Below are 26368 nucleotides of genomic sequence, written 5' to 3'. Positions count from 1 at the left end.
AACATAAATTTTATAAATTTGTGTTATAATAGCGATTTATATTAATTCAACCAAAGGAAATTTCCAGTGAATAAAGCGGATACTATAAAAGCTGTTGAGAGATTTGTAAATTCGCAAGAAATGATGATGTTTCGCGTCAAAAAAGGGATTTATCAGGACTCAGCGCAAAATTTAGAGCAGGTATTTGCTCCGTTTAAGGATTTTTACTCGTTTTTGAAAAATCCTGCTAATAAATTGCAAGAGTTACTTGGAAATGTCGCGTATGATTCGATCGTGAGCTTTACAGAATCTAGCATTGAGCATTGTGATAAGATCTGGGGCACATATTTTGTCGAAACAAAGGGTTTGTTTAAATCAGGCATAAAATATGTCGAACCTGACTTCGTAGCGAAGGAAAAAGCCAAAGCTTACTACGACGATTTGGTCAAAAACAACGAAAAATTAATGGAATACATCGATATCGGATTACAACGCTTACACAGCCTGGAAGATAAATTATTTTTGTAATTTTATAAATTTGATATTAAATTTATGGTTGCGCGGAGTGCGCAACCTTTTTATTTGCCCTCTTTTTCAGCTTTAATCTTAGCCAAAAACATACCGATTTCATCTTTTACACGAAGTTTCTCTCTTTTTAGAGAATCCACTTCTAAATCGCTCATATGCACTCTGCCCTCGACTGCGGCTGCGATTTGATGATCTAAATCATCGTGTTTTTCAAACAACGCATCAAAGCGTGCATTTTTGCCTTTAAGTTCAGTGATTAAATCTCTGTATTCGTGAAACATAACATATCCTTTTCTTTGAAATAGCCTACTAGTCTAGCATAAAAGGGCTTAAAATTCGTATATATTGCAACGAAAGAAAAAATTTATATTCGTAACACCAAAATTCAATTAATATTAAAATTTAGTCGCTATAATACTAATCCATTTTTAATAATATTCAAGGAGAATTTTATGTTTAAAAAAGCACTTTTATTCGTTGCATTGTGCATGTGTGTAAATGCCCACCAAATCGTTATCCAAAACATCGACACGAACAAATACGAAGTCAAATTTTGGGCTCATGGCGAGTATGAAAAATACGCCAGCGAGCAATTAATCGCAGCTAACGGCTACGATGAAAATTTAAAACCTATCAAAACAGGAATTGATTATAAATTTGACGACGCAAACGCCACGCCTGTCGTGCTGACAGCCAGCAAACCAGCTGTAATGAGCGGAATTTACGACGCTGGGTATTGGATAGAAACCGATGAGGGCGGAAGCTTCGTCAAAGGCGGGTTAAAGAGCGTTAAAGGCGCAGTTTTTGCAAATTCAAGAAGCCTAAAAATAGGTAAAACTTATTTTTCGTGGAACGAAGCAATGCTAAGCCCGATAGGCCTTGATTTCGAAATCATCGCTCTTACAAATCCATTTTCACTAAAAGAGGGCGACAAACTCCCTGTTTTGGTGCTCAAAAACGGCAAACCTTCGCCAAAAACAAAATTTGAAGTTGGTGTGCATGAGGACTGGGAATTTAGCACAAATGAATTTGGTATCGCGCTAATCCCAGTCGAAAAAGGGCTAAATGTAATCGCTGCCAAAAGCGCTAGGAGCGAGTATTCAGACCCAAATGCCAACAAACTCTTAATCCAAACCTCAATCACATTTGAGCTTAAATGAGAGTTTTAATTAGCGTTTTGTTTTGCGCTATTTTGGCGTTTGCGCACGGTATTAGCTACAATATTACGCATGATAAAGCCGTGATAATCAATGCGAATTTTGCCACTTCTATCCCAGCCAAACACGCCAAAGTGCGCATTTATCAGGGTGAAAGTGCGCTTGCTATGCAAATCGCGCAGACGGACGAAAACGGCAAACTAGCCTTTTTGCCACCTGCGCCCGGGAAATACCGCGTCGAAATAAGCGCGCAGAGCGACCACGGCGAGCACAGAAGCGAATTTAGCGTAGATATTGATGAGAATTTTGGCGTTAGCAAATACGATGAGCTAGCCTTTGCGAAATATCAAGGCCTACTTAGCGTGATTGGCATTATTTTTGGACTTTTTGGCATTATTGCATTATTAAAAAGTAAAAAACGCGCGATTTAGCGCGAATTCAGGGTTAAATTTAGATAAATTTTATGTTCTCTTCCAAATTTCTGCTTAAATTTAGCCCTTTTTAAATTTCCCAGCGCATTTGATACCAGCTTTTATCGCCGAATTTTGACTTACAAATTCCCTCATTTACAAAGCCAAATTTTTCGTAAAATTTCACCAAACGCTCTTCGCAGGTTAGCACGATTCCGCTTTTTGCGCGCGCTATGGCGTGTGTTTGCAGGGTGCCTATCAGCGCAGAGCCAATCCCACAATCCCTAAATTCTGGCACCACGCCAAGGCTTAGCCCCATTAGCCACGCGCCGTCTTTGTCGTAAAATTTAGTGCCAAAAAACATATCATCATCGAAATTTCGCTCATTTGTGCATAGCGACACAATCTCGCCTATGATTTGATTATTTTCGCAGGCTACGAAAATATCATCAGCGAATTTCACCAAAAACTCGCCAAAAGCCTCTTTGCTGACCCTTTGATTTGGCGGAAATGAAATGTCCTCTATGGCTTTGATAGCGTCTAAATCCGCGGTTTTCGCGCTTCGTATTTGCATAAATACTCCGAATTTTAAAATTTGAAGGAATTTAGGATTGCTAAATTTAGCCAAAGGCCAAATTTAGCAAAATTTTTGAGTTAAATTAGTTTTTAAACGATTCGATATACGCGTTTAAAACGCCGATTTGATCGTCGCTTATGCGAAGTTGGCCTCTCATCACTGCGCCCATACCATAATATCCCTTGCCGTCGTTTGCAGTGCCGTCTTTTAGGGCGTGGAGCTTCTCTAATCTCTCTTCGCTAGATAAATTTACGATAGGTGGGACTTTTGTGTAGGTTTTTTCGCCTTTTGCGCCGTGGCAAGCCACGCAGGTTTTATACAGCAATGCGCCTTGTTCTGCCACTTCTGGGCTTATGCTAGGTGCAGGAGCGGCTGCGGTTGCGTTCGTATCAGCTGTGGTTTCACCTGCCTCAGTAGCGTTTGCCTCGGCACTCGCCTCTGCACTTGGCTGGGCAGCAGTCGCGTTTGCCTCGGCTGCGACCTCGCTATTAGCGTTTGTTTCGCTTGCATTAGCAGGAGTCATATATGCGCCTAAATCCAAATTCGCCGCGTCTGGCATGGTTTCTACCGTGAGCTCTGGTGCCCCGTAAGACAAAGAGCCCAAACAAAATACCGCGCAAGATATTAAAAACAATTTTCTTTTCATTTTTACCCCTTTCATAAAAACATAGGATTATAGCGTAAAATTTTAATAAATTTTAAATTATTTCAAAAATTTTGGGTTAAATTTTGCATTTAAATTTAACCCAAATTTTGCCCTAAATAAGGCATTATTCGTTTATGCGCTCTGGGCCAATGTAGAGTTGGCGAGGGCGGACAATTTTGATAGTTTCTTGCTCTTTGAGCTCTATCCATTGCGCCATCCAGCCAGGACTTCGTCCCATTACGAAGATTACGGCAAACATTTCTGTCGGGATTCCGAGCGCTTTTAGGATTAGACCTGAGTTGAAATCGACATTTGGATAGAGGTTGCGAGATACGAAATATTCGTCATTTAGCACGATTTCTTCTAATCTATTTGCCACACGGATTAAATTCGTATCGATTCCGATCTCTTCGATTAGCTGATTTCGCAGACCTTTTAGCACCTTGGCGCGCGGATCGTAATTTTTATAGACGCGGTGTCCAAAGCCCATTAGGCGGAACGGATCGGATTTATCCTTGGCTTTGGCGATGTATTTATCGACATTTTCTGGTGTGCCTATCATTTCTAGCTGGCGAATTACGCTTTCGTTCGCCCCGCCGTGCGCGTGTCCCCACAGAGCGCCGATACCTGCGCTTATGCACGCATAAGGGTGAGCGTGAGTAGAACCCACAGTGCGCACCGTCGTCGTTGAGGCGTTTTGCTCGTGGTCAGCGTGGAGCATAAGCACGCTATCTAGGGCTTTAACCTCGATTGGTTTGAGATCGACATGCGAGTGTGGGAAGCTTCGCATCATATACAAGAAATTTTCCGTAAATCCGCGCGCCAAATCAGGGTAAATGATAGGATAGCCCTTGGAGTGGCGATAATAAAATGCTGCTAATGTTGGCATTTTGGCTACTAATCGTTTTGCCATTTCCATATATTCATTTGGATCATCAAAGCTCATATCCTTAGAGTAATACGCGCTAAGCGTGGCGATACATGCCTGCAAAACCGCCATAGGGTGGGCGCGATCTGGAAATGCGTCGAAAAGTTTTAGGATTTTTTCGTTGATAAATGAGCGGGTTTTGAGCTCGTATAAAAACGCGTTGTATTCGTCCTTGCTAGGCAGTTTTTTATTTAGTAGTAGATACACGACATCGAGGTAGCGTTTGTTTTGCGCTAGCCACGCGATATCGTATCCGCGGTGCATGAGCTCGCCCTTTTCGCCGTCAATGTATGTAATCGAGCTTTTGCACATGGCTGTGGAAGTGTAGCCCCTATCTAGGGTAAACATTCCAGTGTCTTTGTAAAAATTCGAAATGTCAATTACGCTAGGACCCATTGTGCCATCAAGGATTGGGAAGTCGTATGTCGCGCCATTGCGGTTGTCGCGCAAGGTAACGGAGTTGGAAAATTGAGTTTCGCTCATCATCGCCCCTTTTAAAAAATCTAATCCGTGGATTATAGCTAAAATTTATGTAGTTTTAATAAACAAAATGCACGCAAAATTTCATCAAATTTAGCTTTTTTCTAGCCTTGGCTTGCTAAAATGCGAGGTTTAGGAGAGTTTATGAGAGTATTTGTGTGCGCCACGAAGTCCGAGGCGCAGGGTCTGGTGGAGAGATTTAGACTAAAAAAAAGTAGCGTTAAATTTGGCGAAAAAAGCGTCAATGTGTGGCTAGGTGAGGGAATTTTGCTTTTTATCTGCGGTGTGGGTTTTGGCAAAAACGGCGAAAACGCGCAAATTTTTGGCGAAATTTTGGCGAAATTTAGCCCCAAAACAGCCATAAATTTTGGAATTTGTGGTTGTAATAGCGATGAAATCAGTGTCGGCGAGGGGTTTTTGTGGGGCGAAAACAGTGCGCCAAAAGGGGTGAGTCTAATCTGCGTTAGCACCCCGCAAACTACGAAAATTTCGGCACCCACGATAAGTTTATACGATATGGAAAGCGCGAAATTCAAAGAAATTTGCGCTAAATTTGGCGTGAAATTTAAAATTTACAAGGTCGTAAGCGATCATTTAATCGACGCTAAAATCGACAAGGCCAGCACTTGTGCGCTACTTAGGGCGCATGTGGAAAAAATAGGAGAGTTATGAGTGAAATAAATGACGAGTTCAAACTCGCACTAAACGCCGAAAATAGCGAGCTTTTGCGCGAATTTTTTCTATCGGGGCATTTTAGCTTCCAAGAGCGCAAGCAAATCGCCGAAATTTGCGCTGATTTGCAGGCTTGGGGCGAAAATGTGGGGGAAATTTTAAAATTAGCGAAATTTGGCGAAAATCGTGGCGTAAATTTTGCTTCGAATTTCAGCAGGAATCCTAGCGCAAATTTTAGCGGAAATTCTAACACAAATTTCAGCGAAAATCCTAGCGTAAATTCAGAGCCAAATTTACAATCCAAACCCGCCTCAAACCACGCTTGCAAGCAGGTTTTCGCGCGCATAAAATCCGCGTATGAGCTAATCAAATCGCGCCCGCCCGCGTATGAAAATTTCACTCCGCACTATACGCCCAAACGCTACGAAATATCGCGTTTTGCGGGCGAAAAGCTAGCCCTTGGTCGCTGTCCTGTCGCTAGCGAGGGGACGCGCTGTTGCAATCTACTCACGCTCGATGCGATCAATTCGTGCGGGTTTGACTGCTCGTATTGCGCGATTGGCTCGTTTTACAAAAACGGCGTCGTGGGATTTGATGAAAATTTCGGCGCAAATCTAGCGAAACTGCACCTTGATAGTGATAAAATTTATCATATCGGCACAGGTCAGAGCTCGGATTCGCTCATGTGGGGCGATAATTTCGGCATTTTAAGCGCGCTAAATTCCTTCGCCAGAGCGCATGAAAATGTGATTTTAGAGCTAAAAAGCAAGTCGAATAATATTTCCTTTTTTTTGCAAAACGACATTTCGCGCAACATCATCGTGACATTTTCGCTAAATCCGCAAATCATTATCGAAAATGAAGAACATCTCAGCGCTAGCCTAGATGAGCGCTTAAATGCTGCCAAAAAACTGGCGCAAAAGGGCATTTTGGTGGGATTTCACTTTCACCCGATGATTTATTTCGAAGGTTGGCGTGATGAATACAGCGTGATTTTTGCGCGATTGGTGCGTGAATTTGACCCTAGTAGCGTAGCACTTGTATCCTTTGGCACGCTGACATTTATAAAACCAGTTATCAAAAAACTGCGCGCCAGAGGTTTAGAGAGCAAAATTTTGCAAATGCCATTTTCGCAGGCAAACGGCAAAATTTCATACCCTAAAAATATCAAACTCGAAATGTTTAAATTCGCCTATTCTAGCCTGCGCGCGTGGCATGAGGAAGTATTTTTTTATCTTTGCATGGAGGACGAGGCGCTCTGGGGCGAGGTTTTTGGGCGCGAGTTTGCCAGCAACGACGAATTCGAGCGCGCGATGAAAGAGGCGTATATGCGCAAAATAAAGGAAAATCTATGAAAAAAGCGTTGATTACGGGCGCAGGTGGCGGGATCGGCAGTGCGATAGCGCGGAAATTTAGCCAAAACGGCTTTGAAATTGTAACCTTGAATTCGAGATTTGAGGATACTGCCTCGCTTAAAAAAGAGCTAGCAAATTTGAGCAAAGAGAGCTTTGATACTGTGATTTTATGCGCTGGCGTGGGCAATTTCGACCCTTTTGAGGCGGTAAGCGGGGACGAGATTTCGCGCGTGATAAGCGTGAATTTAAGCGCAAATTTGATAATCCTAAATGCGCTAATCAATTCGCTCAAACGCTCGCACGCCCATATCATCGGCATTGCTTCGATTGAGGCGCACAGACACTCGCGATTTAGCGCGCTGTATTCGGCTTCTAAGGCGGGACTAAGAGCGTTTTTGCTATGTTTGTTTGAAGAGTATCGCAAGGATTTGCGCGTAACTTGCATAAGCCCCGATATGACGCAAACGCCATTTTTTGCAGATTTGCGCTTTGAGCCGAGCAGTGATGAGCGCGCCTATATCGACCCAGACGAGATTGCAAATTTCGCCTATGAGGCGTATAAAACCAAGTCAAATTTGAGCGAAATCGTAATTCGCCCGCGTATCGTAGGGATAAAAAAGAAAAATTAATCCGTTAAAAATTCGAGAAATTTTGCCTCATCGAAGCTTCTAAAATGGCTGAAATTCTCGAATTTCGCTGAATTTAAAAGCAAAGCAGAGCGCCCAAAGCCGATGATTTTGCGCGCTATTGCACCGGAGCGAAGCCACGCGGTAAAGATTGAGTTATACGCCAAATCCTCGCACTCTCCGTCGCAGATGATTACAGCGTCGTTTCCATAGAGGCTATCGTCGCTGACATCGGCCCTCACGCAGGCTTTTTGCGCGCTTTGCACGGCTTCTTTGAGCGCATAGATTCGCACTTTGTGCTGGCAAGCACTTAGGGCGTTTAAAATTTGGGCTAGGTTTAAAAGTGAGAAATTATCATAGATTACAACGGCGATTTTCACGGATTTCCTTTAAATTTTTACGCGATTTTAATTAAATTTTGTTTAAAATTCCATATTTTTATAAGGAGAAAATATGATATACGAAGATGATATAATTTTTATCGAGCGCGAAGAGAGCGAAATCCCGTGGATTAAAATTTTCGCCAAAACTAAGGCAAAGGAGATTACGGATTTGCCAAGCGAGCAGATTGCGCACCTTTGGGCGGCTGTTTTGGAGTGCGAAAGAAGCATGCGAGACTTCTACAACCCCGATAAAATCAATATCGCAAGCTTCGCAAACTATGTGCCCAAAGTCCATATTCACCTGCAAGCTAGGTTTAAAAACGACAGCTTTTTCCCCGAGAGTATGTGGGGCAAAAAAATGCGAAAAGCCAAACTCGATTTGCCAAATTTCGACGAATTTGCCCAAATTTTAAGCGCAAATTTAAAGATAGCGTTTAAGTAGGTTTTGATTTATTTCTACGCAGATAAAACAGAGCCAAAAGCAAAATTAGCGCGCAAAATCCGCTGATAAAAAAGCCGAATTTCGCGCCAAATTTATCTGTGAAAAACCCCGCAAAAAGCGCGCCAAATGGCGTGCTTCCTAAGAAAAATAGAGTGTAGATACTCATTATCCTGCCGCGAAATTCGTTGCTGGTGTGCATTTGCACGGTCGAGTTCATCGACGAGTTTGTCAAAACGAAAAAAAATCCAAGCAGCGCGATTAGCGTGGCATTGTAAGCAAAGCTCGCCACAGCCCCAGCCAGCGCACAGATTACGCACACAAGCACGGCGCAAATGCGGATAGATTTCAGCGACAAATTCCCGAAACTAGCCACGCACAATGCCCCACACAGCGCCCCAAGCCCCAAAATCGACATTAAATACCCAAAATACCGCTCGCCCTGAGCCAAATCGAATTTCACAAAGGCTGAAATTGTGATATTGTAATTAGGTATGAAGGTCGATAAAATCAGCACAATAAACAAAATTTCGCTTAAAATTTTTTTAGAAAGCATATACGAAAAGCCCTGTTTGATGAGTGCTAGGGGTCTTAAATTCGGGCGCGACACTTTGCTAGCAGGCTCGGAAATTTTGACAAAAAATAGCGAGATAATGACGGCTAAAAAGCTAATAGCATTTATCACGAAGCACCATTTCGCGCCAAAGTGCGCCATTATCAGCCCTGCAAGCGCAGGTCCTGTGATACGGGCTAGGTTGAAAGAGATTGAATTCAGCGCAACTGCGTTTGGAAGCTCGGAGCTAGAAGCGATGAGCGAGCGCACGAGGGCTTGGCGCGAGGGCGAGTCAAACGCCGTAAATACGCCGTTTATGAGGGAAAGCGTGAAAATGTTTGCGAAGCTAAACGCCTCAAACCACGCCAAAAGGGCGAAAATGCACGCTATACTCATCATGCCGATTTGCGCGCACAAAAGTATGCGAAGCTTGTCAAAGCGATCGAGCAAAACGCCCGAGAATAGCGTAAATAGTAGCGAGGGTAAAAACTGCGCGAGGCTAACAAGCCCCACCTTAAAGGGGTCATGCGTGAGCGTGAGCGCAATCCACGGAAGCGCGATTGTTTGCATCCACGAGCCGATTAATGAGAGATTCATGCCAATCCAATAAAGCCTGAAATTGCGGTATTTGAGGGAGTGAAATGGATTTCTCATAAATTTTCCTTGCCAAATTTGGGCTAAATTTTACTCATAAATTTCGAAAATTTCGCTGAAATATGGGGTTTGGATAGGGCAAAATTTCGCCACGACAGCGACTGCGCGTCGCTTGATTGTCATTGCGAGGAAATTTTGGCTGATTTGTCATTGCGAGAAATACAAAGTATTTCGAAGCAATCTACGAGCGACAATCATCAAAATCTGAATTTTGTGTCATTGCGAGCATAGCGAAGCAATCCAGTAAAATTTAAAGCAAAATTCCACTTAAATTTTTGAAATTCTGCAAAAACACTGCGCCGAAATTTTATATTCGTAGATTGCTTCGTCGCTAACGCTTCTCGCAATGACAAATAAAAGGCAAGAAAATTTCTCTGGATTGCTTCGCTCGTTACACTCGCTCGCAATGACAGCAAATTTGGCGCAAGGAATTTTAAACTCGTAGATTGCTTCGTCGCTTTGCTCCTCGCAATGACAAAATAAACGCTTCAAAAATTCTCGCTATGACAATGGTTCGCGTATCGGGGTAGTATCCCCGACTTGCGAAGCGCAATGATAGATTATCGTCATTGCGAGGAGCTGTTTAATGCGCTAAATTTCACAAACTTATCTATTTAAAATCATTGATTTTAGTATGCGTTTGCCTGCCTCAACGCCCGGCTGGTCGTAGGTATTCACGCCCAAAATCGCCCCAACCCCGCTAGTTAGCAGCTCAAAATAATAAAACAAAAATCCAGCATCTGTCTCATCTAGCGCGCCCACTTCGATGACATCGACGCTCACGCCCTCGTTTATCACAGCTTGCGCGGTCGCGTCGCACTGGAAATTTAGCACACTCTCCAAGCTTAGATCATTTACAAAGTCGCAACTAGCCAAATTTCCCAAGCTCAAATTTGGGATTTTTCGCGATGTGCCGGAGTTTTTTAGCTTCATAAATGTTACTGTTTTATCCTTCACGCCGTCCATGATAAGCTGCAAGAAGCTGTGCTGATCGCGCGAGCCAACTAGCCCTACTGGGGTAAGCCCGTAGCGCGTGTAGCCGATTTTTTTGCCGATACTCTCCGCCCAGAGCTGGACATACCAGTCGTTGAAGGCTTTGAGCCTGTCGCAATAGCTGAAAATCACATTGATTGTGGCATTTTTGTGAGTGGCGTAGTGGCGGGCTTTTTGCACGACTTCGTTATTTTCTAAATTTTCGAAATTTCCGTTTAGGATTTCGCCTAGAAACCTTTCTTGCGCCATTTTTGCGCCAGCTAGCAAAGCGCGCGCATCAAGCCCAAGAGCGAGAGCTGGCACGAGGCCGACTGCGCTAAGCACGCTAAATCGCCCGCCCACATTGGCTGGCATATTTATCACGGTGGCGTTTTGGCTTTTTGCGTAGGTTTCTAACGCCGAATTTGGATCTGTGATAAAGATGAAATTACGACTCAAATCCTGCGCGCCAAACTCATCTAAAATGACCTTAAATAGCGAAATGGTTTCGATTGTGGTGCCGGATTTGGACGAGATGATAAAGAGCGTATCGTTAAATTTGAGCCCATTTAAGGCGTTTTTGACGCTAAAATCGTCTAAATTATCTAAAATTTCAAATCTTAAATTTGACTCTATTTTTTCGCGTAGCATTTCGTAAAACGCCCTTACACCCACGCTCGAACCGCCGATTCCTACGACTACGACAGCGCTAAAATTTTTGCCAGCTAAAAACTCGCTAGCCTGCGCAATCGCGCTCTCGCCGCTATTTGGTAGGTGATAATACCCGATCTCGCCACCTTCGAATTCATCTTTTAGCGCCAAAGCAACATTTTTTAGCGCGTCGTTTTTGGCTTTGGTGAAAAAAAGTTTATTTTTTATCATTTTTTTTCTTTGCAAATTCTTTTTCATAAAAATACTTCGTCGCCTCGACATAACCCTCCACAGAGCCACAATCAAAGCGTTTTCCCTTGAATTTATACGCCATTACGACGCCGTTTTTGGCCTGCTCTAAGAGTGCGTCGGTGATTTGGATTTCGCCGTTTTTGCCAGCTGGCGTGCGCTCGATGATATCGAAAATATCAGGCGTGAGTATGTATCTGCCAATGATCGCTAGGTTTGATGGGGCGTCCTTTGGGGCTGGTTTTTCGACCATATCGCTAACCATAATCAAATCATCGCTGATACTTTTGCCTGCGATTACGCCGTATTTGCTGACATCTTCTTTTTCTACTTCCATTACGGCTACGATTGAGCAACGATATTTCTCGTAAATTTTAACCATTTGTGCTAGCACGCCTTCGCCAGCGGTGTTTATACACAAATCATCAGCCAAAACTACGCCAAATGGCTCATCTCTAACGAGAGTTTTGCCTGTAAAAATCGCGTGTCCTAGCCCTCTCATATCCTCTTGACGGGTAAATGAAAACTGACAAGATGACATTAAATTTCTAATATCATTTAGTAAATATTCCTTGCTTGTGCCTTTTATTTGGTCTTCTAGCTCATAGCTTCTATCGAAATAATCCTCCAAAGCGCGTTTTCCACGCCCTGTAACAAATGCCATATTATTCATACCAGCTTCTAACGCCTCATCTACGCCATAGTGAATTAGCGGTTTTGTAAGGATTGGAAGCATTTCCTTAGGTAGCGATTTTGTGGCTGGCAAAAAGCGTGTGCCATACCCCGCAGCAGGAAATAAGCAAGTCTTAATCATGATTGTATCCTTTTGAAATTTTGTAAAATTTAAATTATAGCGCAAAAAGATAAAATTTTGAGAATTTTAAACAAGGATTTGCTAAAATTCGGCTTTTTAAATATTTTGCGCGAATTTGCATAAAAAGGTTAAAATGACATACGCTTCACTAATTTGCTTTATAATTTCACTTTTTTTGGCTAAATTTTTACACAAAAAATGGCTTTTGGGCGTTGCTTGTGCGGGAATTTTTGTGTATATTTTAGCCTTTGTTTTTGATACGATTTTGCTTATCTATCTTGGCAAACATTTTGGATTTTATGTCGTTACATTTATAAAAACATCTTTGCAAGGCGCGCCGTTTTCGACCTTTGCAAAAGAGCTCGCGCTTCTTGGTTGCGTGATTTTGGCGATTTTGCTTTTTTGCGTGATTTTTTACCAAAAAATTTCGCCAAAACTTAGCAAAAATATCAAATTTATACCGATTTTTGCGATATTTTTCATAACAGCTTTTTTGACAAATCCGCTTTATATAAACGCAAAAGAGCTTTATGAGATTTACAATCCCCCTGTGGCTAAATTTAAAAAAGCAGTTTATCCTTTTGTCGCTGTTCCTAAGCCCAAACAAGCGGCCAAAAATAAAAATATAGTCTATATTTATTTGGAGAGTTTTGATAGGGATTATTTAAATTCTAAAATTTATCCAAATTTGACGCCGAATTTATCCGCCCTAACTAACAAAATCGACTTTACAAACACCACGCAGGTAATCGATACTGAATTTACGCTAAAAGGGCTTTTTGGGTCGCATTGCGCGCTAAATTATATGTTTGTATTCGGCAAAAACGATGATGAGAAATTTTCGCAAAATATCAAATGCGCCAGCGATATTTTAAAAGAGCAAGGATATTATCTGTATTTTATGAAAGGTGCTGATTTAGAATATCAAGATACAAGAATTTTTTTAAAACAACGAAATTATGACGAAATGAAAGGCAAAAGCGAAATTTTAAAATCTGGCGAAAAAAGCCTAAACGAGTGGGGCGTAAATGATGACGATATGCTTGAAACAGCGTGGGAGGACTTTGTGCGCCTTTCGAAAGAAAAAAAGAATTTCTTGCAGACGCTTTTGACGATAGGAACTCACGCGCCAAATGGATTTTTATCCAAAAATTGCGAAAATTTGCCCTTTGCCAGCGATAGCCAAATGCAAAAAGCAGCGCATTGCACCGATTTTTTAGTCGGCAAATTTATAGATAAAATTCGCGCTTCGGAATTTAGCAAAGACACTATTATAGTTTTGCAAAACGATCACCCGCTTTTTTATTCTCGCGATAAACACGGCAAAAAATTGCAGAATTCAAAAAACCTTTTTGTGATTTTAGACGATGACATAAACGGCACCATAACGATAGACAAAAAAGGCACTTCGTTTGATACTTTTACCACTCTGCTTGGGTACATGGGGATACTAGACGAGATGAATTTGGGGAGAAATTTACTAATGGCGGATAGTTTGCCTTTCGAAGATGACAATGAAATTTACAAAAAAGCCTCACGGATTTTTACCGAGATTTCGTATGATGAGATAATGCGCGATTCCAAAATCTATACAGATTAAAAATTTCGGAATTCGTAGCGCAATACTCTCATAAACTCTCCTAAATCTCGCATTTTAGCAAAATAGACTAAGTTAAATTCTGTGAAAATTTTATAAATTAAAATCACCAAACACCAAATTTGCTGTCATTACGCTTCGCAAGCTGTGAATACTGCCCCAAACACGCTAGCTATTGTCATTGTGAGCGAGCGTAATGAGCGAAGCAATCCAGGGAAATTCAAATAAATTTTATTAATTTTCAAATTCTATCTAAATTTTACTGGATTGCTTCGAAATACTTCGTATTTCTCGCAATGACACGAAATTCAGATTTTGGTGATTGTCGCTCGTAGACTGCTTCGCTTTCTGCGAAAGCTCGCAATGACAGATTAGACAAATTTGTTCCCCATTGTCATTGCGAGAAGCGTTAGCGACGAAGCAATCCAGGGAAATTCCCTTGCCTCTAATTAGCATTGCAAGGAGCGTTAGCGACGAAGCAATCTACGAGTTAAAATAACCAAACGCTGAATTTGCTGTCATTATGAGCGCACAACGCACACCAAACCGCCAAATTCCACACCCGCAAACCACGCAAAAATGGGCTTTTTTTATAAAATTTTAAATTTTTTTCAAATTTTTTGCAAAAACAATTGCATTTTTTAATTTTTTTTGCTATAATCCACGCAAGTTTTACATATATGTATGTAAAATGAAATCTATTTACAAGGAGGAAACCATGAGAAAAGGTTTCACTATGATCGAGTTGATCTTTGTTATCGTTATTTTAGGTATCTTAGCAGCTGTTGCTATCCCAAGACTAGCAGCTACGAGAGATGATGCTGAGATTTCAAAAGCAGCTACAAACCTAAGCACAGTCGTAAGTGATGTAACAGCTTACTATACATCAAAAACTAATTTTAATAGCGATATGAAAAAAATGACAAATGTAAGCTTAAATATTGGCACTGGTGATACTTTTGCTGGTACTTTACAAGTAAAAGGCAAAGATTGTATTAAAATTACCGCAGTCGAACCTACTGCTGCTAATGTTGCTTATGTTCAAGTAACAGAGGTAAAAACTAATGCAGATGCGCTATGCGGTGTATTAGCACAAGTTCCAGCTGTCGAAAAAATGCTAACAGCAGAAGACGCTAATATTACAGGCGAAAAAGGTGTATACCCAGTCGGCGGAAGCAATGTTGTTTATTAATAAATAAACTTAATAAACTTCTTTTAGCCCTGAGCTTCGGCTCGGGGCTTTTTTTTGTGGGAAATGCAAAAGTATAAAAACTTTGCATACCAAAGCGATTAAAGCCAAATAATCAAGGTAAATTAAATTTTTTCAAATTTTAGAAATGATAAACAAAATTGTATATAATAGATTTTTTATTTTCACATCATCGATATTATTATTTATAATTTTTCATAAAAGTTTAACGGGTGATTTTTTACCTACAACTGAAACAAAGGATATATGGTTCTATTCTGGTCTTGCAACTATGATTATATCTTTGCTTTTTATAGAGCCTTTTTATACTTCTCCAAAAAATGTATTTACAAATTCATTTGCGTTAGTTATGGTTTATTTAGCTGTTAAAAACAATTATGCAAACAATACTCTTTGGTGGATTATTTTTTCTTTTTTTATCAGTATATTATTTCTCTCTATTGTAGTAATAATACTAGGAGATTATGGAAAAAACCAAAGCGAAAACAATATATTAAATATCGTAACTGATAATATAAAAAAATTTATAATAATTTTTGGGCAAGGTAAATTATTATATTCTATTGTTTTTATATCCACTTTGTTGTTATATTATAAAAACGATGATTTTAACATTTTTATTTGGTTTATTTTTTGGTTTTTTATTTTATTAATTGATCCTAAGAAGTTGCACACTTCTTTTAGTTTTAAAACAAATGTTAAAAGCAAAGAAGCTATTGGTAGAATATTTGCCATACAATCAAATAAAATTTTTCTTGTAAAAATGTATGAGGATAAACAAGATATAAAAAAATTTTCTGTCATAGAATTTTCAAATAATTCCAATAAATCTTTTAAAGGTTTTATTCTTGATATATATTATCTCAATAATCAACTATGGGCAAAAATTTGCGTATTGCAAGAAAGTAAAAATATAATAAAAGACAAAAATATAGTTTTTTTAATAAATGATGATATTATTAAAAATAAAATAAATTCATTTGTTGGTATAGTATCCGAGAATTCTGATATCTTAAAAATAAAATTTGAATATTCAAAAATAAATAATAATATTGAAAAAGGTGATTTGTTAGAAATTGAGATAAATGGCGAAAAAATATTCTATCAAATTACCAACGGCATTACAGAGAGCGAATTTTTAGAACAAAAAAATAAATTTGGTTATATAATTGGCGAAGCTATACAATTGGGCAAATTCAATCAAGAAACATTAGAATTTGAAAAATTCGGTTGGGTTCCAAATATGTATTCACCAATCTTTATTGTAAACAATATTTCAAACAAAGAAAATATTGATTATCCAGAATATAAATTAGGAATAATTCCAAAAACAAATATTTCATCTATTGTAAATTTACATGATATGGTCAATTATCATACTGCTTTAATTGGTGTTACAGGTTCTGGAAAATCTTTTTTAGCAAAAGAAATTATAAAAGCCTTAATAAATGATACCAAAGTCATTTGTGTGGATTTTAATAATGAATATATAAAATATTTTAGTAATATGCAAAATATTATAAAAAATGACGATGTTAATGAAATACAACAAAATATTGATAATTTGGTTTCAGAAAATGAAAAATATGCAAATCAACAAAATAGGACAAATATTGCAACTTGGACTAACAATATTAAAACAAAATTAAGAAATAATATAGAGGTCTTCTTATCGTCAGATGATAATTTGACAACTTTTAATTTACCAGATTTTGTTAATAATATCAGCACACTCGAATACATTAAATTTTTCTTTAAAGAAATTTTTGAAATGGCAAAAAATAGCGAAACGCAAAATAAAAGAATTTTAATTGTTATAGAAGAGGCTCATACTATTGTGCCAGAGTGGAATTTTACAGGAACTAATGATAAGACTTCGCAAGGCGTTGTAAATACAATAAGTCAAATAGCGTTGCAAGGCAGAAAGTATAATATAGGATTTATGATAATAGGACAAAGAACTGCAAATATTTCTAAAACTATATTAACTCAATGTAATACTATGATTTGTTTTCAATCTTTCGATGAAACAAATTATAATTTTTTAAGTAATTACATAGGAAAAGATTTAGCTCAATCTTTATCTGGGCTAAAAAAATATCATGCAGTAGTGGCAGGCAAGGCAATAAAATCGAATTTACCACTCATCATAAACACCACCGCACAAAAAACGGAGCAATAATTAATTTGACCTACATTTCAACGACCTTATTTTTACTATCCATTTTTTTAATAAAATTCTTGCGCACAAAAGCCTCGTTGCTCATAGCTTGCGTTTTGTGCTTTGCATATATAATTCTGCTTTTAATCGATTATCTTTTTGTGAAATACACAGGAAATTCGCTTACATATTTTATAAAAAAAGCCCATTTTTGCGCTATTTTATAAGCGCATAAAACTTTCTATCCAAAATTTCATATAGTTTTAAATTTTTACAAATTTAATGTTTTGGGGATTTTTGCTCATGGTAATACAGATTAAAACTAAGAAAATTCTAAATTTTTTATCATATTGCTTTCTTTTGGGGTTATAATAAAATCGTTATTATAACCCCTACATTAAATTTGACTAAATTTATAACGATGCGTAGCGCACCATGAGGCAAGTGTCTAGTTTAGCGAGCTTTTCTAGGACTGATTTTTGCACCTGAGAATCGACTAAGATCACGGCTAGTGCGTTGCCGTCCTCGCCTCTGCCTAGGCGGAAGTCAGCGATATTGATATTCTCATCGGCTAAAATCGTGCTTATGTTTTTGATGACGCCCGGGACATCGGTGTTTTTGAAGATTATCATCTTGCCTTTTGGCTTGAAGTCAGTTTTAAATCCATTGACATTGACTATGCGACCCTCTTTGCCGTCAAAGACCGTGCCCACGACGCTCGAAGTGTCCTTGTCTGTGATAATCGTAACGCCAATCTCATTTTTGTAGATACTGCCCACGCACTCTTTATACTCGGTCTCGATACTCTTCTCATCGGCTAGGAATTTCGCATTGACATAATTTAGCGAATCGCCCAAACTATCGTGCATTGCGCCCACGATAGCGAAAACTAGCATTGAATTTAGGTATTGTGCAATCTCACCACTACCCTCGATTTTGATAGATTTTATCGGGCCTTTGTTGATTTGGGCGGCTAGATATGCCATTTTTGATATCAAATCCACATAAGCTTCGATTGAGGCTGGTAAATCCTCGGATTTGATAGGCAAATTTAGCGCATTTGGATAACTGATACCGCGTGCTGCGCTGATAGCTTGCTCAGCAGCTTCGACTGCAATATTTCTTTGCGATTCCAAAGTGTTTGCGCCAAGGTGCGGAGTGGCGGTTAAATTTTCGATATCTAAGAAATCATGCGAAGTGGCTGGTTCTTTGTCGAAAACATCTATGCCTAGATATGCGATTTTGCCTGATTTTAGGTTTTTTACTAAGGCTGCTTCGTTGTATAATCCACCGCGCGCGCAGTTTATGAGGCGCACGCCATCTTTCATCTTCGCAATTTGTGGCTCGTCAATCATATTGATAGTTTCGCGGTTTTTTGGCGTGTGGATTGTGATGAAATCGCACGCTAGGATATCATCGAAATTCGTAGTGTATTTCACGCCTAGTTTTGTGGCCTTTTCTGGATCGATATATGGGTCATACGCGATGACGCTCATACCAAAGCCAAGTGCGCGCACACCCACGCGAGAGCCGATATTACCGAAGCCGATAATGCCTAGGCTTTTTTTGTATAGCTCAGTGCCATACCATTTTTCGCGTTTCCAAATGCGATTGATTTTCAAATCATTGCACGAATTTACATATTTGCGGGCAGCATTTAGCAGGTGGCACATAGTCATCTCCACAGCGGCGATTGTGTTTGCCGTAGGGACATTCATAAGGATAATTCCGCGCTTAGAGCAGCCGTCGATATCGCAGTTATCCACGCCCACGCCTGCGCGCACGATAGCTTTGAGATTAGTTCCTGAATTTAGGAATTTCTCATCTACCGCAGTCGAGCTTCTAGTGATTGCTACATCTGCATCGCCAAGCATGCCGTAAAGCTCGTCTTTTGGGACATCGGTAGCGTCGATTACATTGATATCTGATTCTTTTGAGAGAAGTTCAAAACCTATATTGTGGATTGCGTCGCAAACTATTACAGTTTTCATAAATTTCTCCTATTTTGTATGTGGAGTTGCAAGGCAAAACTGCCTTGCAAGCGGGGTTATTTTAGTTGATCTTTAATAAGATCTCCCAAAGTCATTTTTTCATCATCGCTATTTACTTCGTTTAAAAGCTCGCGCTCTTTTTGGTGAGCTAGTCTGCGAACGCTTAGGCGAATACGATTTTTCTTTTCATCGATAAATGCAATTGCAGCTTCGATTTCATCGCCGATTTTGATCTCATCTGCGCTCTTATCGCCCAAATCCTCTTTGCGAAGTAGCGCATCTACGCCACCTTCTAACTCTACGAAGATTCCAAAATCTTTGATATCGCGAATTTTACCTTTTACGACATCGCCTTGTTTGTGAGATTTCGCATAATCGCTAATCGGGCTATCGCCTAGCTCTTTGCGATTTAGTGAAATTTTTTGTGTGTCGTTGTCGATTTTGATAATTTTGACTTCTAGTTCATCGCCGATTTTGAATAAATTTTTGCATTTTTCGTTTCTATCCCAAGAAGCGTCTTCATTGTGCAAAAGACCCTCTACGCTGTCGATTCTAACAAATGCGCCAAAATTTGTGATTGTTGTGATTGCACCTTTTACCACATCGCCGACTTTGTATTTTGCCAAAAATTCATCAAATGGTTTTGGAAGCAAGTTTTTAAGGCTTACTCTTAGTCTTCTTTCATCTGGGTTGATTTCTACGACTTCTACATCGATTTCTTCGCCCTCGCTGATGAAGTCTTTTGGATTTTTGATATTTTTATCCCATGAAATTTCGCTAATGTGCAAAAATCCCTCGATATCGTTGCCTAAATCAACAAATGCGCCATAAGGCTCGATATTGCTGATTTTTACGCGGATTGTGTCGCCGACTTCTAGGCTGTCTTTGATCTCGTTCCAAGGATCTGGCATTGCAGCTTTGATTGAAAGAGATAGGTGTTTTTTGTCGCTATCGTATTTGACCACTTTGACTGGGACTTTGTCGCCGTCTTTATAAAGTGAGCTAGGATTTACAGGGCCTTTGTATGAAATTTCGCTGTAATGAACTAGTCCATCTACGCCACCTACATCGACAAACATACCATAAGTTGTGATTTTTTTGACTGTGCCTTCGATGACACCCTCAGTAGCTACGATTTTTTCGATGATTTCTTTGCTTGCTTTGCGGTCCTCATCAAGCAATTTTTTGCGTGAAACCACGATACTTAGCTCATCTTCATTTACTTTTAGAACTTTTACTTTAAAAGTCTTTCCGATAGCGCCATTTGGGTTTTTAAGCGCACTTTGAGAGCGTGGCATAAAAAACTCGACATCATCTTCGCTAACGCAAACATAACCGCCTTTGTTAAAAGAGACGATTTTGACATCATATACATTTTCTGCATTTTCATCATAAGAATCGATAAATGCTTTAACTTTTTCTTTTTTTATAGCTTTTCTATATGATACGACCGGGCGACCACCTCTACTTCCGATTATCGCGACTTTAATGTCATCACCTACTTTTACACACAAGTTTCCTTGGGCATCGCTCACTTCGGATACATCCAAAACTCCTTCTAGCTTTCTACCCACATCTACGAAAATCTCGTTGTCTTTAACAGCGATAACCTTACCTGTGACTACCTCATCGTGTGATTTTTGGTTGTCATACTCTTCTAACAATTTCGCAAAATCTTCATCTGCGTGATTTTGAACTTTCTCGTTCACCTCGGCCATAAAGCTTCCTTTAAATTTATTTACATTTTTAACAAAAATGCTAAAAACTAAATCTTACCTAAATTTTGCTTTTAATCAACTAAATTTTTTTAAATTTTGATATGTTAAATTTGAGATGAAATTTTAAAATTTTGATATTTTTTCGATTTTTTCAACGACTTTTTTGATAATCCAATCAGGCGTGCTAGCCCCTGCTGAAATCCCGCATAAATTTTTATTTTTAAACCAAATTTGCTCGATTTCGTCTTCGTTTTCGATCAAATAACTATCCTTGCAAAAGCTTTGTGAAATCAAAAAAAGTTGCTTTGTGTTTGATGAATTTTTGCCACCCACGATTATCATAATATCGGCTTTTTTGGCAAGTTCGGCGGCTGCTTCTTGGTTTTCTAGCGTTGCGTTGCAGATGGTGTTAAAAATACGCACCTCGCGCGATTTTTGCATTAAATAATCCACAATTTTGACAAAATTTTCGATTTTTTTCGTAGTTTGCGAAACTACCGCGACCTTTGAATTTAGCTTAATCTCGTCCAATTCACTTGGCTCTAAAACCACAAAAACCCTGCCCTTAGCATAGGATTTCACCCCTTTTACCTCTGGGTGGTTGCTATCGCCAAAAATCACGATATCATACCCCTCATCGCTCATTTTTTCGACGATTTGCTGTGGTTTGGTCACAAAGGGGCAGGTCGCGTCGATGAGCTCTTTATTTTGCTCTCTTAGGCGCGTCAAATCCTCTTTTTGGATACCGTGTGTGCGGATTATGAGCTTTTTTTCATCGCTTACTTCGCTAGCGTCTTTTAGGGTTTTAACGCCAAAATTTTGCCTTAGACGGTTGATCTCTTCTGCGTTGTGGATTAGCTCGCCTATCGTCGAGGCCTCGCCTGCGTTTTCTGCGATTTTAATCGCTCTTTTTACCCCGAAGCAAAAGCCGTAGCTTTTGGCCATTTCAATCCTCAACGCTAGCTCCGATTTGTTTTAAAATTTCGCTGAAATTTGGAAAAGATGTCGCGATACATTTGGCATCTTCTATCATCATACCGCATTTAAGCCCCAAAATAGCGAAGCTCATCGCAATTCTGTGATCGCCATGAGGCGTGATGATTGCTGGGCTCATTTCTCCACCGCCCATGATTTCAAAGCCATCTTCTAGCTCGCTAGCTTTCACGCCACACGCCTTTAATCCCTCGACCATGACAGTTATGCGGTCGCACTCTTTGACGCGAAGTTCTTTTGCGTTTTTTAGGGTGCTTTTGCCCTGCGCGCAGGCAAACGCCACGGCTAAGGCTGGGGCTTCATCTATCATCCACGGGATATTTTCACTAACATCTACGGCGTGAAGCGGGGCGTAAGAAATTTCGATATCGCCGATTTCTTCGTAAATTTCATCGGTTTTTTTGTAGCTGATTTTAGCGCCCATTTTCTTTAAAATTTCGTAAGCTTCTATGCGAGTTTTATTTAAAAGCATATTTTTTAGCACGATATGCGAGCCCGGGATTATCGAGGCTGCCACAGCGTAATAAAACGCCGAGCTTGGGTCGTTTGGCACGAAAATTTCAAGCGGTTTAAGTGATGCGCGTAGTGGCTCTACACGCAGTTCAAGGCCGTTTGTGCTAATATCCGCTCCCATGGCTTTTAGCATTTTTTCGCTGTGATCGCGGCTTAGCTCAGGTTCGCTAAATTTGCAACCATTGCTATTAAGGGCGGCTAAAATCATAGCGGTTTTGACCTGAGCAGATGAAATTTTGCTATCAAATTCGAAATATTCAAGCTTATTTCCCTCGATTGCAATCGGAGCTTTGTTCGCATTATCACGACCGTAAATTTTCGCCCCTACTTTGCTTAGGGGACCCCCTATTCTGCGCATTGGGCGCTCATTTAGGTATTTATCGCCACTTAGGACGAAAAATCCCTTAACCGAGCTTAAAAGCCCCATAAAAAGGCGAATCGTAGTGCCTGAGTTCCCGCACTCTAATGGCATATTTGGCTCTTTTATCGCGCCTTTTGGCGTGATTTCGACTTCGGCACCCACTCGCTTAACCTCTGCACCCAGAGCCTCTACGATTTTTAGCGTATTTAGCGTATCCTCGGCTAGCAAAAAATTTGAAATTTTGCTTGTCCTATCCGATAAAAGCGCGAAAATTGCGCTTCTATGAGAGATCGATTTATCCGAGCCGATATTTGAAATTTCGGCATTTAATGGCGATTTTTGAGCGAAAATTCTCATCGTAATTCTAATCCTAAATTTTGATTTAATGCTTGTAAAATTTTATCCATAAAGCCCGCTACTTCGTCATCTTCTAGGGTTTTGTTATCGTCTTGGAAACTAAATTTAATTGTCAAACTCGCGCTATCTTTTAGGCTTTCGTCTCTATATAAATCAGTCGGCAAAAATTCCTTCAAAGTGTCGATTTTAAGGGAGCTTATAACCTCTTTAATCTTTTCAAATCTAAGGTCATTTGGCACCAAAATGCTTAAATCGCGCGAAATACTAGGGAATTTCGAATAAGCATTTGCCATAATTCTTTCAAATTTTAGCTTTTCAAAATCAATCTCGCACAAATATGTTTTCTCTAAATCGCGACTTTTTTCCACATCGCCATCTACGCGCCCTATAAAGCCCACAATTTCGCCATTTTGCTCAATTAAGGCTTGTTCAAATTCGCTTAAAAAGCCAATTTTTTGCTCTGGGATTTTCACGCTAAATTTACCAATCACGCTTTGAATTAATCCTGCAAAGTATAGAAAATCCACAGCCGCAGGTTTCGCGCCGTTTGCGATAGAGCTTTCATTTTTTAGTCCGCTTGCGACAAATCCCAGTTTTTGCGATTGCACGCCCTCAGCGTCAAAAACCGTGCCAAGCTCGAAAAGCTTGACGCTTTTTTTCGAATTTTTCAAATTTCGCTCAGATGAAGCCAAAAGATGATTTATTAGAGTTGGGCGAAGCGCATCTAACTCGCTATTGATTGGGTTTAAAATCTCTTTTTTGCACGGCGTAAATCCAAGAGAGGCTAAAATTTTGCTATCGTCAAAGACATAATGCACGCACTCGAAAAATCCCAAAGCAACCGCTTTTTTGCGCACTTTGCGTGAATTTTGCAAATTTATATAAGTTTCGTTTATGCGTGTTTTTTCCTCGAATTTCATCGGTGCTGAGGCGATATTATCAATGCCTACGATTCGCACGATTTCCTCGCAAATATCGTGCGCATTTAGCACATCGTGCCTAAAATGCGGAACTTTGGCGTTGATAAAATCAGCCTCTATGCTGATATCAAATCCTAGTTTTTTTAGAATTTTTACGATTTGATCGCGCGAAATATCTGCGCCAATCATTTTATTAATCTCTTTGTCGCTAAATCTAATCGTTACAGGCTCATACGCGCTCGAAATTCTCTGCGCGCCAGCATACGGCAAAATCGAAGGATTTTCGCCCAAAATGCGAAATAAAAGATCCGTTCCCACGCCTAGGCTTGGCTCGCTACCACGAGATGAGCGATAAACCTGCTCGTCGCCTTTTAGGCTTTTGTTTTCGTTTATGGCTTTTGCGATGACAAGGGGTTTGGTGTAGTTTGCCTCGATGATTACGATTTTTGTCCCATCGCAGGCTTTGAAATTTTCATCTTGGCAAATTCCAGCGATACTTAGCAGTTTTTCACCACAATACACGCCAAATTCGCCGTTTTGTAGCTGTTTTATATCAAGTGAAATTTTTTCGCTCCCATTAGCGATTTTTTCGAAATCATACGCCCTTAGCAAAACTCCCGTCGCGTGCGTAACATAGCTTAGATAGTTTTGCACGGCGCAAGAGCCTAGCAAATCGGCAATCGCAAGGCGCAAAATGTGTTTGAAGGAAAGGCCAAAATTTTTCCTTGCTTCAAAGGCGCGAAACGCAAATCTCGCGTTGCTTTCGGCGTTTGTATGGACATTTAGAATTCTGCCGATTCCTGGGGCATTTTCAGGATCTTTAAATTCGACTTTTTCTTTTAACGCTAAATTTAACCCAGCACTTAGATCTCGCGCGATACCTAAAATACTAAGGCAATCGCCCCTATTTGCAGTAAGCTCGATCTCGATTATGTCGTCGTTGAAAATTTCATACTCATTTAACGCCTTGCCAGGGATTAGCTCGCCGATACTTTCGTCTAAAATCATAATCCCGTCAAAGGTCTTAGGAAGCCCAAGCTCGGTAGATGAGCAAATCATACCAAAGCTCTCTTCGCCACGAAGTTTGGCTGGTTTGATCTCCAATCCGCCAGGAAGCTTCGCTCCCACGAGTGCTACTGCTACAAACTGCCCTGCATCGACATTTTTGGCTCCGCACACGATTTGGAGCGTTTTTTCGCCGACATCGACTTCGCAGACATTTAAATGGTCTGAATTTTCGTGGCGTCTTTTGCTTTTGACTAGCCCCACGACGACCAAATTTGGGATATTCATGCGAGTGTGCGCATCGACCTCTAAACCAATCGAATTTAGCGTAAGGGCTAAATTTTCTGATGAAACTTCGCTTAAATCAATCCAATCTTGTAACCAATTTTTCGTTATTATCATTTAAATTGCTCCAATAATCTAATATCGCCTTCAAAAAGTGAGCGCAAATCAGGAATTCTATGAAGTAGCATAGCAAATCTCTCGACCCCAAGCCCAAAGGCATATCCACTCACATCGCTCCATTTTACGGCCTTAAACACATTTGGATCTACCACTCCACTTCCTAGCACTTCTAGCCAGCCAGTTTGTTTGCACACGCGACAGCCCGATCCGCCACAGAAAATACAGCTAATATCAACCTCTGTGCTAGGCTCGGTGAATGGAAAAAAGCTAGGGCGAAATCGCACTTTGACATCGCCAAACATATAATGCAAAAAATCCTCTAAAATGTATTTTAAATTTGCGAAGCTCACATTTGCGCCCTTTTCGACGACTAAACCCTCTACTTGATGAAACATCGGCGTATGTGTCAAATCCATATCGCGTCTAAATACCGCACCTGGGGCTATCATACGCACTGGCGGAGTTTTGAATTTCTCCATTGTGCGGATTTGCACGCCGCTAGTGTGTGTGCGCAAAAGCTCGCCTGAATTTAGATAAAATGTATCTTGCATATCGCGCGCTGGGTGGTATTTCGGTAAATTTAGCGCTTCGAAATTGTGGAAATCATCTTCGATTAGCGGGCCAGATTCTACGCTGAAATTTTGCGATACAAAATAATCGATTATCTTATCCATAGTCTCCATTACAGGGTGAAGTGCCCCGCTAGCGACATTTTCGTTAAACAGCGTAACATCGATCGCCTCTTTTTTCATCGCCTCTTTTTGCGCGATTGCCTCCAAGGCTGATTTTTTCGCGCCAATTAGCTCGGAAAAAATATCTCGCTTTTGGTTTGCCTCTTTTGCAAATTCCTTTTTTTGCTCGGCAGGGACGGATTTTAACTGAGCGAAAAGCTCGGTGATAACGCCCTTTTTACCAAATAATTCAAGGCGGATTTTTTCGATTTCATCTAAGCTAGTGGCTGCTTCGATTTTGGCTTTGATTTCTTGCAAAATTTATCCTTTTTGTAAAAAAATGAATTTTGCGATTTTATTTAAAATTTCATAAAAGCAAGGTAAAAATTCATA

At 40.0% G+C, this 26368-nt stretch carries 25 protein-coding genes; 10 read left to right on the top strand and 15 right to left on the bottom strand.

Annotated features, from left to right (window positions below):
* Nucleotides 1–66: 66 nt before the first annotated feature.
* Nucleotides 67–507, top strand: coding sequence for a hypothetical protein (locus tag PF027_RS01405; protein WP_270858311.1), 441 nt, complete (start codon nt 67–69; stop codon nt 505–507).
* A gap of 50 nt (nt 508–557) precedes the next feature.
* On the opposite strand, the gene PF027_RS01400 is transcribed toward PF027_RS01405, so the two are convergent.
* Nucleotides 558–788: a YdcH family protein gene (locus PF027_RS01400; protein ID WP_270858312.1), complete on the bottom strand. Its 231-nt coding sequence runs from the start codon at nt 786–788 to the stop codon at nt 558–560.
* Nucleotides 789–959: 171 nt separating this feature from the next.
* Between PF027_RS01400 and PF027_RS01395 the strand changes: the two genes are divergently transcribed.
* A complete protein-coding gene (locus tag PF027_RS01395) occupies nt 960–1667 on the top strand; it encodes a DUF4198 domain-containing protein (RefSeq protein ID WP_270872182.1) in 708 nt (235 codons plus the stop codon).
* Nucleotides 1664–2095: a hypothetical protein gene (locus tag PF027_RS01390; protein WP_270862279.1), complete on the top strand. Its 432-nt coding sequence runs from the start codon at nt 1664–1666 to the stop codon at nt 2093–2095. The genes PF027_RS01395 and PF027_RS01390 overlap by 4 nt, the downstream gene beginning before the upstream one ends.
* Nucleotides 2096–2165: 70 nt before the next feature.
* On the opposite strand, the gene PF027_RS01385 is transcribed toward PF027_RS01390, so the two are convergent.
* The 3 genes from PF027_RS01385 to PF027_RS01375 all read right to left on the bottom strand — a co-directional run bounded on the left by PF027_RS01385 (nt 2166) and on the right by PF027_RS01375 (nt 4708).
* Nucleotides 2166–2648 (bottom strand): GNAT family N-acetyltransferase, encoded by a 483-nt coding sequence (locus tag PF027_RS01385; protein ID WP_270872181.1) that lies wholly within the window; start codon nt 2646–2648, stop codon nt 2166–2168.
* An 85-nt stretch (nt 2649–2733) separates the two neighbouring features.
* Nucleotides 2734–3297, bottom strand: a complete 564-nt coding sequence (locus PF027_RS01380; RefSeq protein ID WP_270872180.1) for a c-type cytochrome — start codon at nt 3295–3297, stop codon at nt 2734–2736.
* 124 nt (nt 3298–3421) lie between these two features.
* Nucleotides 3422–4708, bottom strand: a complete 1287-nt coding sequence (locus tag PF027_RS01375) for a citrate synthase (protein WP_270862282.1) — start codon at nt 4706–4708, stop codon at nt 3422–3424.
* Between the two features lie 141 nt (nt 4709–4849).
* Between PF027_RS01375 and PF027_RS01370 the strand changes: the two genes are divergently transcribed.
* From PF027_RS01370 to PF027_RS01360, 3 genes are read left to right on the top strand one after another with little or no spacing between them, the layout of a single operon-like run.
* Nucleotides 4850–5377: a hypothetical protein gene (locus tag PF027_RS01370; protein WP_270872179.1), complete on the top strand. Its 528-nt coding sequence runs from the start codon at nt 4850–4852 to the stop codon at nt 5375–5377.
* Complete coding sequence (locus PF027_RS01365) at nt 5374–6732, top strand: SPL family radical SAM protein (RefSeq protein WP_270872178.1); 1359 nt, start codon at nt 5374–5376, stop codon at nt 6730–6732. The genes PF027_RS01370 and PF027_RS01365 overlap by 4 nt, the downstream gene beginning before the upstream one ends.
* Nucleotides 6729–7361 carry an SDR family NAD(P)-dependent oxidoreductase gene (locus PF027_RS01360; RefSeq protein WP_270872177.1) on the top strand — a complete coding sequence of 211 codons (633 nt, stop codon included), beginning with the start codon at nt 6729–6731 and terminating at the stop codon, nt 7359–7361. Before PF027_RS01365 ends, PF027_RS01360 begins: the two co-directional genes overlap by 4 nt.
* Here the strand turns inward: PF027_RS01360 and PF027_RS01355 are convergent.
* The gene (locus tag PF027_RS01355) at nt 7358–7738 is read right to left on the bottom strand and encodes a hypothetical protein (RefSeq protein ID WP_270872176.1); all 381 of its coding nucleotides are present in this window, start codon (nt 7736–7738) and stop codon (nt 7358–7360) included. The genes PF027_RS01360 and PF027_RS01355 overlap by 4 nt on opposite strands.
* A 73-nt stretch (nt 7739–7811) precedes the next feature.
* On the opposite strand from PF027_RS01355, the gene PF027_RS01350 reads away from it, so the two are divergent.
* The gene (locus PF027_RS01350) at nt 7812–8183 is read left to right on the top strand and encodes an HIT family protein (protein WP_270868965.1); all 372 of its coding nucleotides are present in this window, start codon (nt 7812–7814) and stop codon (nt 8181–8183) included.
* Here PF027_RS01350 and PF027_RS01345 read toward each other — a convergent pair.
* From PF027_RS01345 to galU, 4 genes are all read right to left on the bottom strand, one after another.
* Nucleotides 8176–9387, bottom strand: a complete 1212-nt coding sequence (locus PF027_RS01345) for an MFS transporter (RefSeq protein WP_270872175.1) — start codon at nt 9385–9387, stop codon at nt 8176–8178. The two genes, PF027_RS01350 and PF027_RS01345, sit on opposite strands and share 8 nt — an antisense overlap.
* Nucleotides 9388–9654: 267 nt before the next feature.
* The gene (locus PF027_RS01340; protein ID WP_270872174.1) at nt 9655–9879 is read right to left on the bottom strand and encodes a hypothetical protein; all 225 of its coding nucleotides are present in this window, start codon (nt 9877–9879) and stop codon (nt 9655–9657) included.
* Nucleotides 9880–9993: 114 nt separating this feature from the next.
* Entirely contained in the window at nt 9994–11241 is a 1248-nt protein-coding gene (locus PF027_RS01335) for a glucose-6-phosphate isomerase (RefSeq protein ID WP_270872173.1), read from the bottom strand.
* Nucleotides 11228–12073, bottom strand: coding sequence for a UTP--glucose-1-phosphate uridylyltransferase GalU (galU, locus tag PF027_RS01330; RefSeq protein WP_270872172.1), 846 nt, complete (start codon nt 12071–12073; stop codon nt 11228–11230). The genes PF027_RS01335 and galU overlap by 14 nt, the downstream gene beginning before the upstream one ends.
* A gap of 133 nt (nt 12074–12206) precedes the next feature.
* Between galU and PF027_RS01325 the strand changes: the two genes are divergently transcribed.
* The 3 genes from PF027_RS01325 to PF027_RS01315 all read left to right on the top strand — a co-directional run bounded on the left by PF027_RS01325 (nt 12207) and on the right by PF027_RS01315 (nt 17062).
* Complete coding sequence (locus PF027_RS01325) at nt 12207–13673, top strand: sulfatase-like hydrolase/transferase (RefSeq protein ID WP_270872171.1); 1467 nt, start codon at nt 12207–12209, stop codon at nt 13671–13673.
* Nucleotides 13674–14388: 715 nt separating this feature from the next.
* Complete coding sequence (locus PF027_RS01320) at nt 14389–14862, top strand: type II secretion system protein (RefSeq protein WP_270877298.1); 474 nt, start codon at nt 14389–14391, stop codon at nt 14860–14862.
* A gap of 145 nt (nt 14863–15007) precedes the next feature.
* Nucleotides 15008–17062: an ATP-binding protein gene (locus PF027_RS01315; RefSeq protein WP_270877297.1), complete on the top strand. Its 2055-nt coding sequence runs from the start codon at nt 15008–15010 to the stop codon at nt 17060–17062.
* Between the two features lie 392 nt (nt 17063–17454).
* Here the strand turns inward: PF027_RS01315 and serA are convergent, their stop codons facing one another.
* The 6 genes from serA to pheS all read right to left on the bottom strand — a co-directional run bounded on the left by serA (nt 17455) and on the right by pheS (nt 26293).
* Nucleotides 17455–19032, bottom strand: coding sequence for a phosphoglycerate dehydrogenase (gene serA / locus PF027_RS01310; RefSeq protein WP_270872168.1), 1578 nt, complete (start codon nt 19030–19032; stop codon nt 17455–17457).
* A gap of 56 nt (nt 19033–19088) precedes the next feature.
* Nucleotides 19089–20750, bottom strand: coding sequence for a 30S ribosomal protein S1 (locus tag PF027_RS01305; RefSeq protein ID WP_270872167.1), 1662 nt, complete (start codon nt 20748–20750; stop codon nt 19089–19091).
* A gap of 123 nt (nt 20751–20873) precedes the next feature.
* Nucleotides 20874–21707, bottom strand: a complete 834-nt coding sequence (locus tag PF027_RS01300) for a 4-hydroxy-3-methylbut-2-enyl diphosphate reductase (protein ID WP_270865917.1) — start codon at nt 21705–21707, stop codon at nt 20874–20876.
* On the bottom strand, nt 21697–22974 hold the full coding sequence (aroA, locus tag PF027_RS01295; protein WP_270872166.1) for a 3-phosphoshikimate 1-carboxyvinyltransferase: 1278 nt from the start codon (nt 22972–22974) through the stop codon (nt 21697–21699). The genes PF027_RS01300 and aroA overlap by 11 nt, the downstream gene beginning before the upstream one ends.
* Nucleotides 22971–25301 (bottom strand): phenylalanine--tRNA ligase subunit beta, encoded by a 2331-nt coding sequence (pheT, locus tag PF027_RS01290; protein WP_270872165.1) that lies wholly within the window; start codon nt 25299–25301, stop codon nt 22971–22973. Before pheT ends, aroA begins: the two co-directional genes overlap by 4 nt.
* Nucleotides 25298–26293 (bottom strand): phenylalanine--tRNA ligase subunit alpha, encoded by a 996-nt coding sequence (gene pheS, locus PF027_RS01285; RefSeq protein ID WP_270865571.1) that lies wholly within the window; start codon nt 26291–26293, stop codon nt 25298–25300. Before pheS ends, pheT begins: the two co-directional genes overlap by 4 nt.
* Nucleotides 26294–26368: the final 75 nt, after the last annotated feature.

The sequence above is a fragment of the Campylobacter sp. VBCF_01 NA2 genome (genome assembly GCF_027797205.1).
Lineage (GTDB): Bacteria > Campylobacterota > Campylobacteria > Campylobacterales > Campylobacteraceae > Campylobacter_B.
The sequence above is the reverse complement of the archived record's forward strand: the minus strand, read 5'-3'. Positions and strand labels throughout refer to the sequence as shown.

Bases quoted from the DNA above. Each gene is read 5' to 3' on its own strand.
- PF027_RS01400 (WP_270858312.1), bottom strand. From the start codon at position 788: ATGTTTCACGAATACAGAGATTTAATCACTGAACTTAAAGGCAAAAAT.
- PF027_RS01395 (WP_270872182.1), top strand. From the start codon at position 960: ATGTTTAAAAAAGCACTTTTATTCGTTGCATTGTGCATGTGTGTAAAT.
- PF027_RS01390 (WP_270862279.1), top strand. From the start codon at position 1,664: ATGAGAGTTTTAATTAGCGTTTTGTTTTGCGCTATTTTGGCGTTTGCG.
- PF027_RS01385 (WP_270872181.1), bottom strand. From the start codon at position 2,648: ATGCAAATACGAAGCGCGAAAACCGCGGATTTAGACGCTATCAAAGCC.
- PF027_RS01380 (WP_270872180.1), bottom strand. From the start codon at position 3,297: ATGAAAAGAAAATTGTTTTTAATATCTTGCGCGGTATTTTGTTTGGGC.
- PF027_RS01375 (WP_270862282.1), bottom strand. From the start codon at position 4,708: ATGAGCGAAACTCAATTTTCCAACTCCGTTACCTTGCGCGACAACCGC.
- PF027_RS01370 (WP_270872179.1), top strand. From the start codon at position 4,850: ATGAGAGTATTTGTGTGCGCCACGAAGTCCGAGGCGCAGGGTCTGGTG.
- PF027_RS01365 (WP_270872178.1), top strand. From the start codon at position 5,374: ATGAGTGAAATAAATGACGAGTTCAAACTCGCACTAAACGCCGAAAAT.
- PF027_RS01360 (WP_270872177.1), top strand. From the start codon at position 6,729: ATGAAAAAAGCGTTGATTACGGGCGCAGGTGGCGGGATCGGCAGTGCG.
- PF027_RS01350 (WP_270868965.1), top strand. From the start codon at position 7,812: ATGATATACGAAGATGATATAATTTTTATCGAGCGCGAAGAGAGCGAA.
- PF027_RS01345 (WP_270872175.1), bottom strand. From the start codon at position 9,387: ATGAGAAATCCATTTCACTCCCTCAAATACCGCAATTTCAGGCTTTAT.
- PF027_RS01335 (WP_270872173.1), bottom strand. From the start codon at position 11,241: ATGATAAAAAATAAACTTTTTTTCACCAAAGCCAAAAACGACGCGCTA.
- galU (WP_270872172.1), bottom strand. From the start codon at position 12,073: ATGATTAAGACTTGCTTATTTCCTGCTGCGGGGTATGGCACACGCTTT.
- PF027_RS01325 (WP_270872171.1), top strand. From the start codon at position 12,207: ATGACATACGCTTCACTAATTTGCTTTATAATTTCACTTTTTTTGGCT.
- PF027_RS01320 (WP_270877298.1), top strand. From the start codon at position 14,389: ATGAGAAAAGGTTTCACTATGATCGAGTTGATCTTTGTTATCGTTATT.
- PF027_RS01315 (WP_270877297.1), top strand. From the start codon at position 15,008: ATGATAAACAAAATTGTATATAATAGATTTTTTATTTTCACATCATCG.
- serA (WP_270872168.1), bottom strand. From the start codon at position 19,032: ATGAAAACTGTAATAGTTTGCGACGCAATCCACAATATAGGTTTTGAA.
- PF027_RS01305 (WP_270872167.1), bottom strand. From the start codon at position 20,750: ATGGCCGAGGTGAACGAGAAAGTTCAAAATCACGCAGATGAAGATTTT.
- aroA (WP_270872166.1), bottom strand. From the start codon at position 22,974: ATGAGAATTTTCGCTCAAAAATCGCCATTAAATGCCGAAATTTCAAAT.
- pheT (WP_270872165.1), bottom strand. From the start codon at position 25,301: ATGATAATAACGAAAAATTGGTTACAAGATTGGATTGATTTAAGCGAA.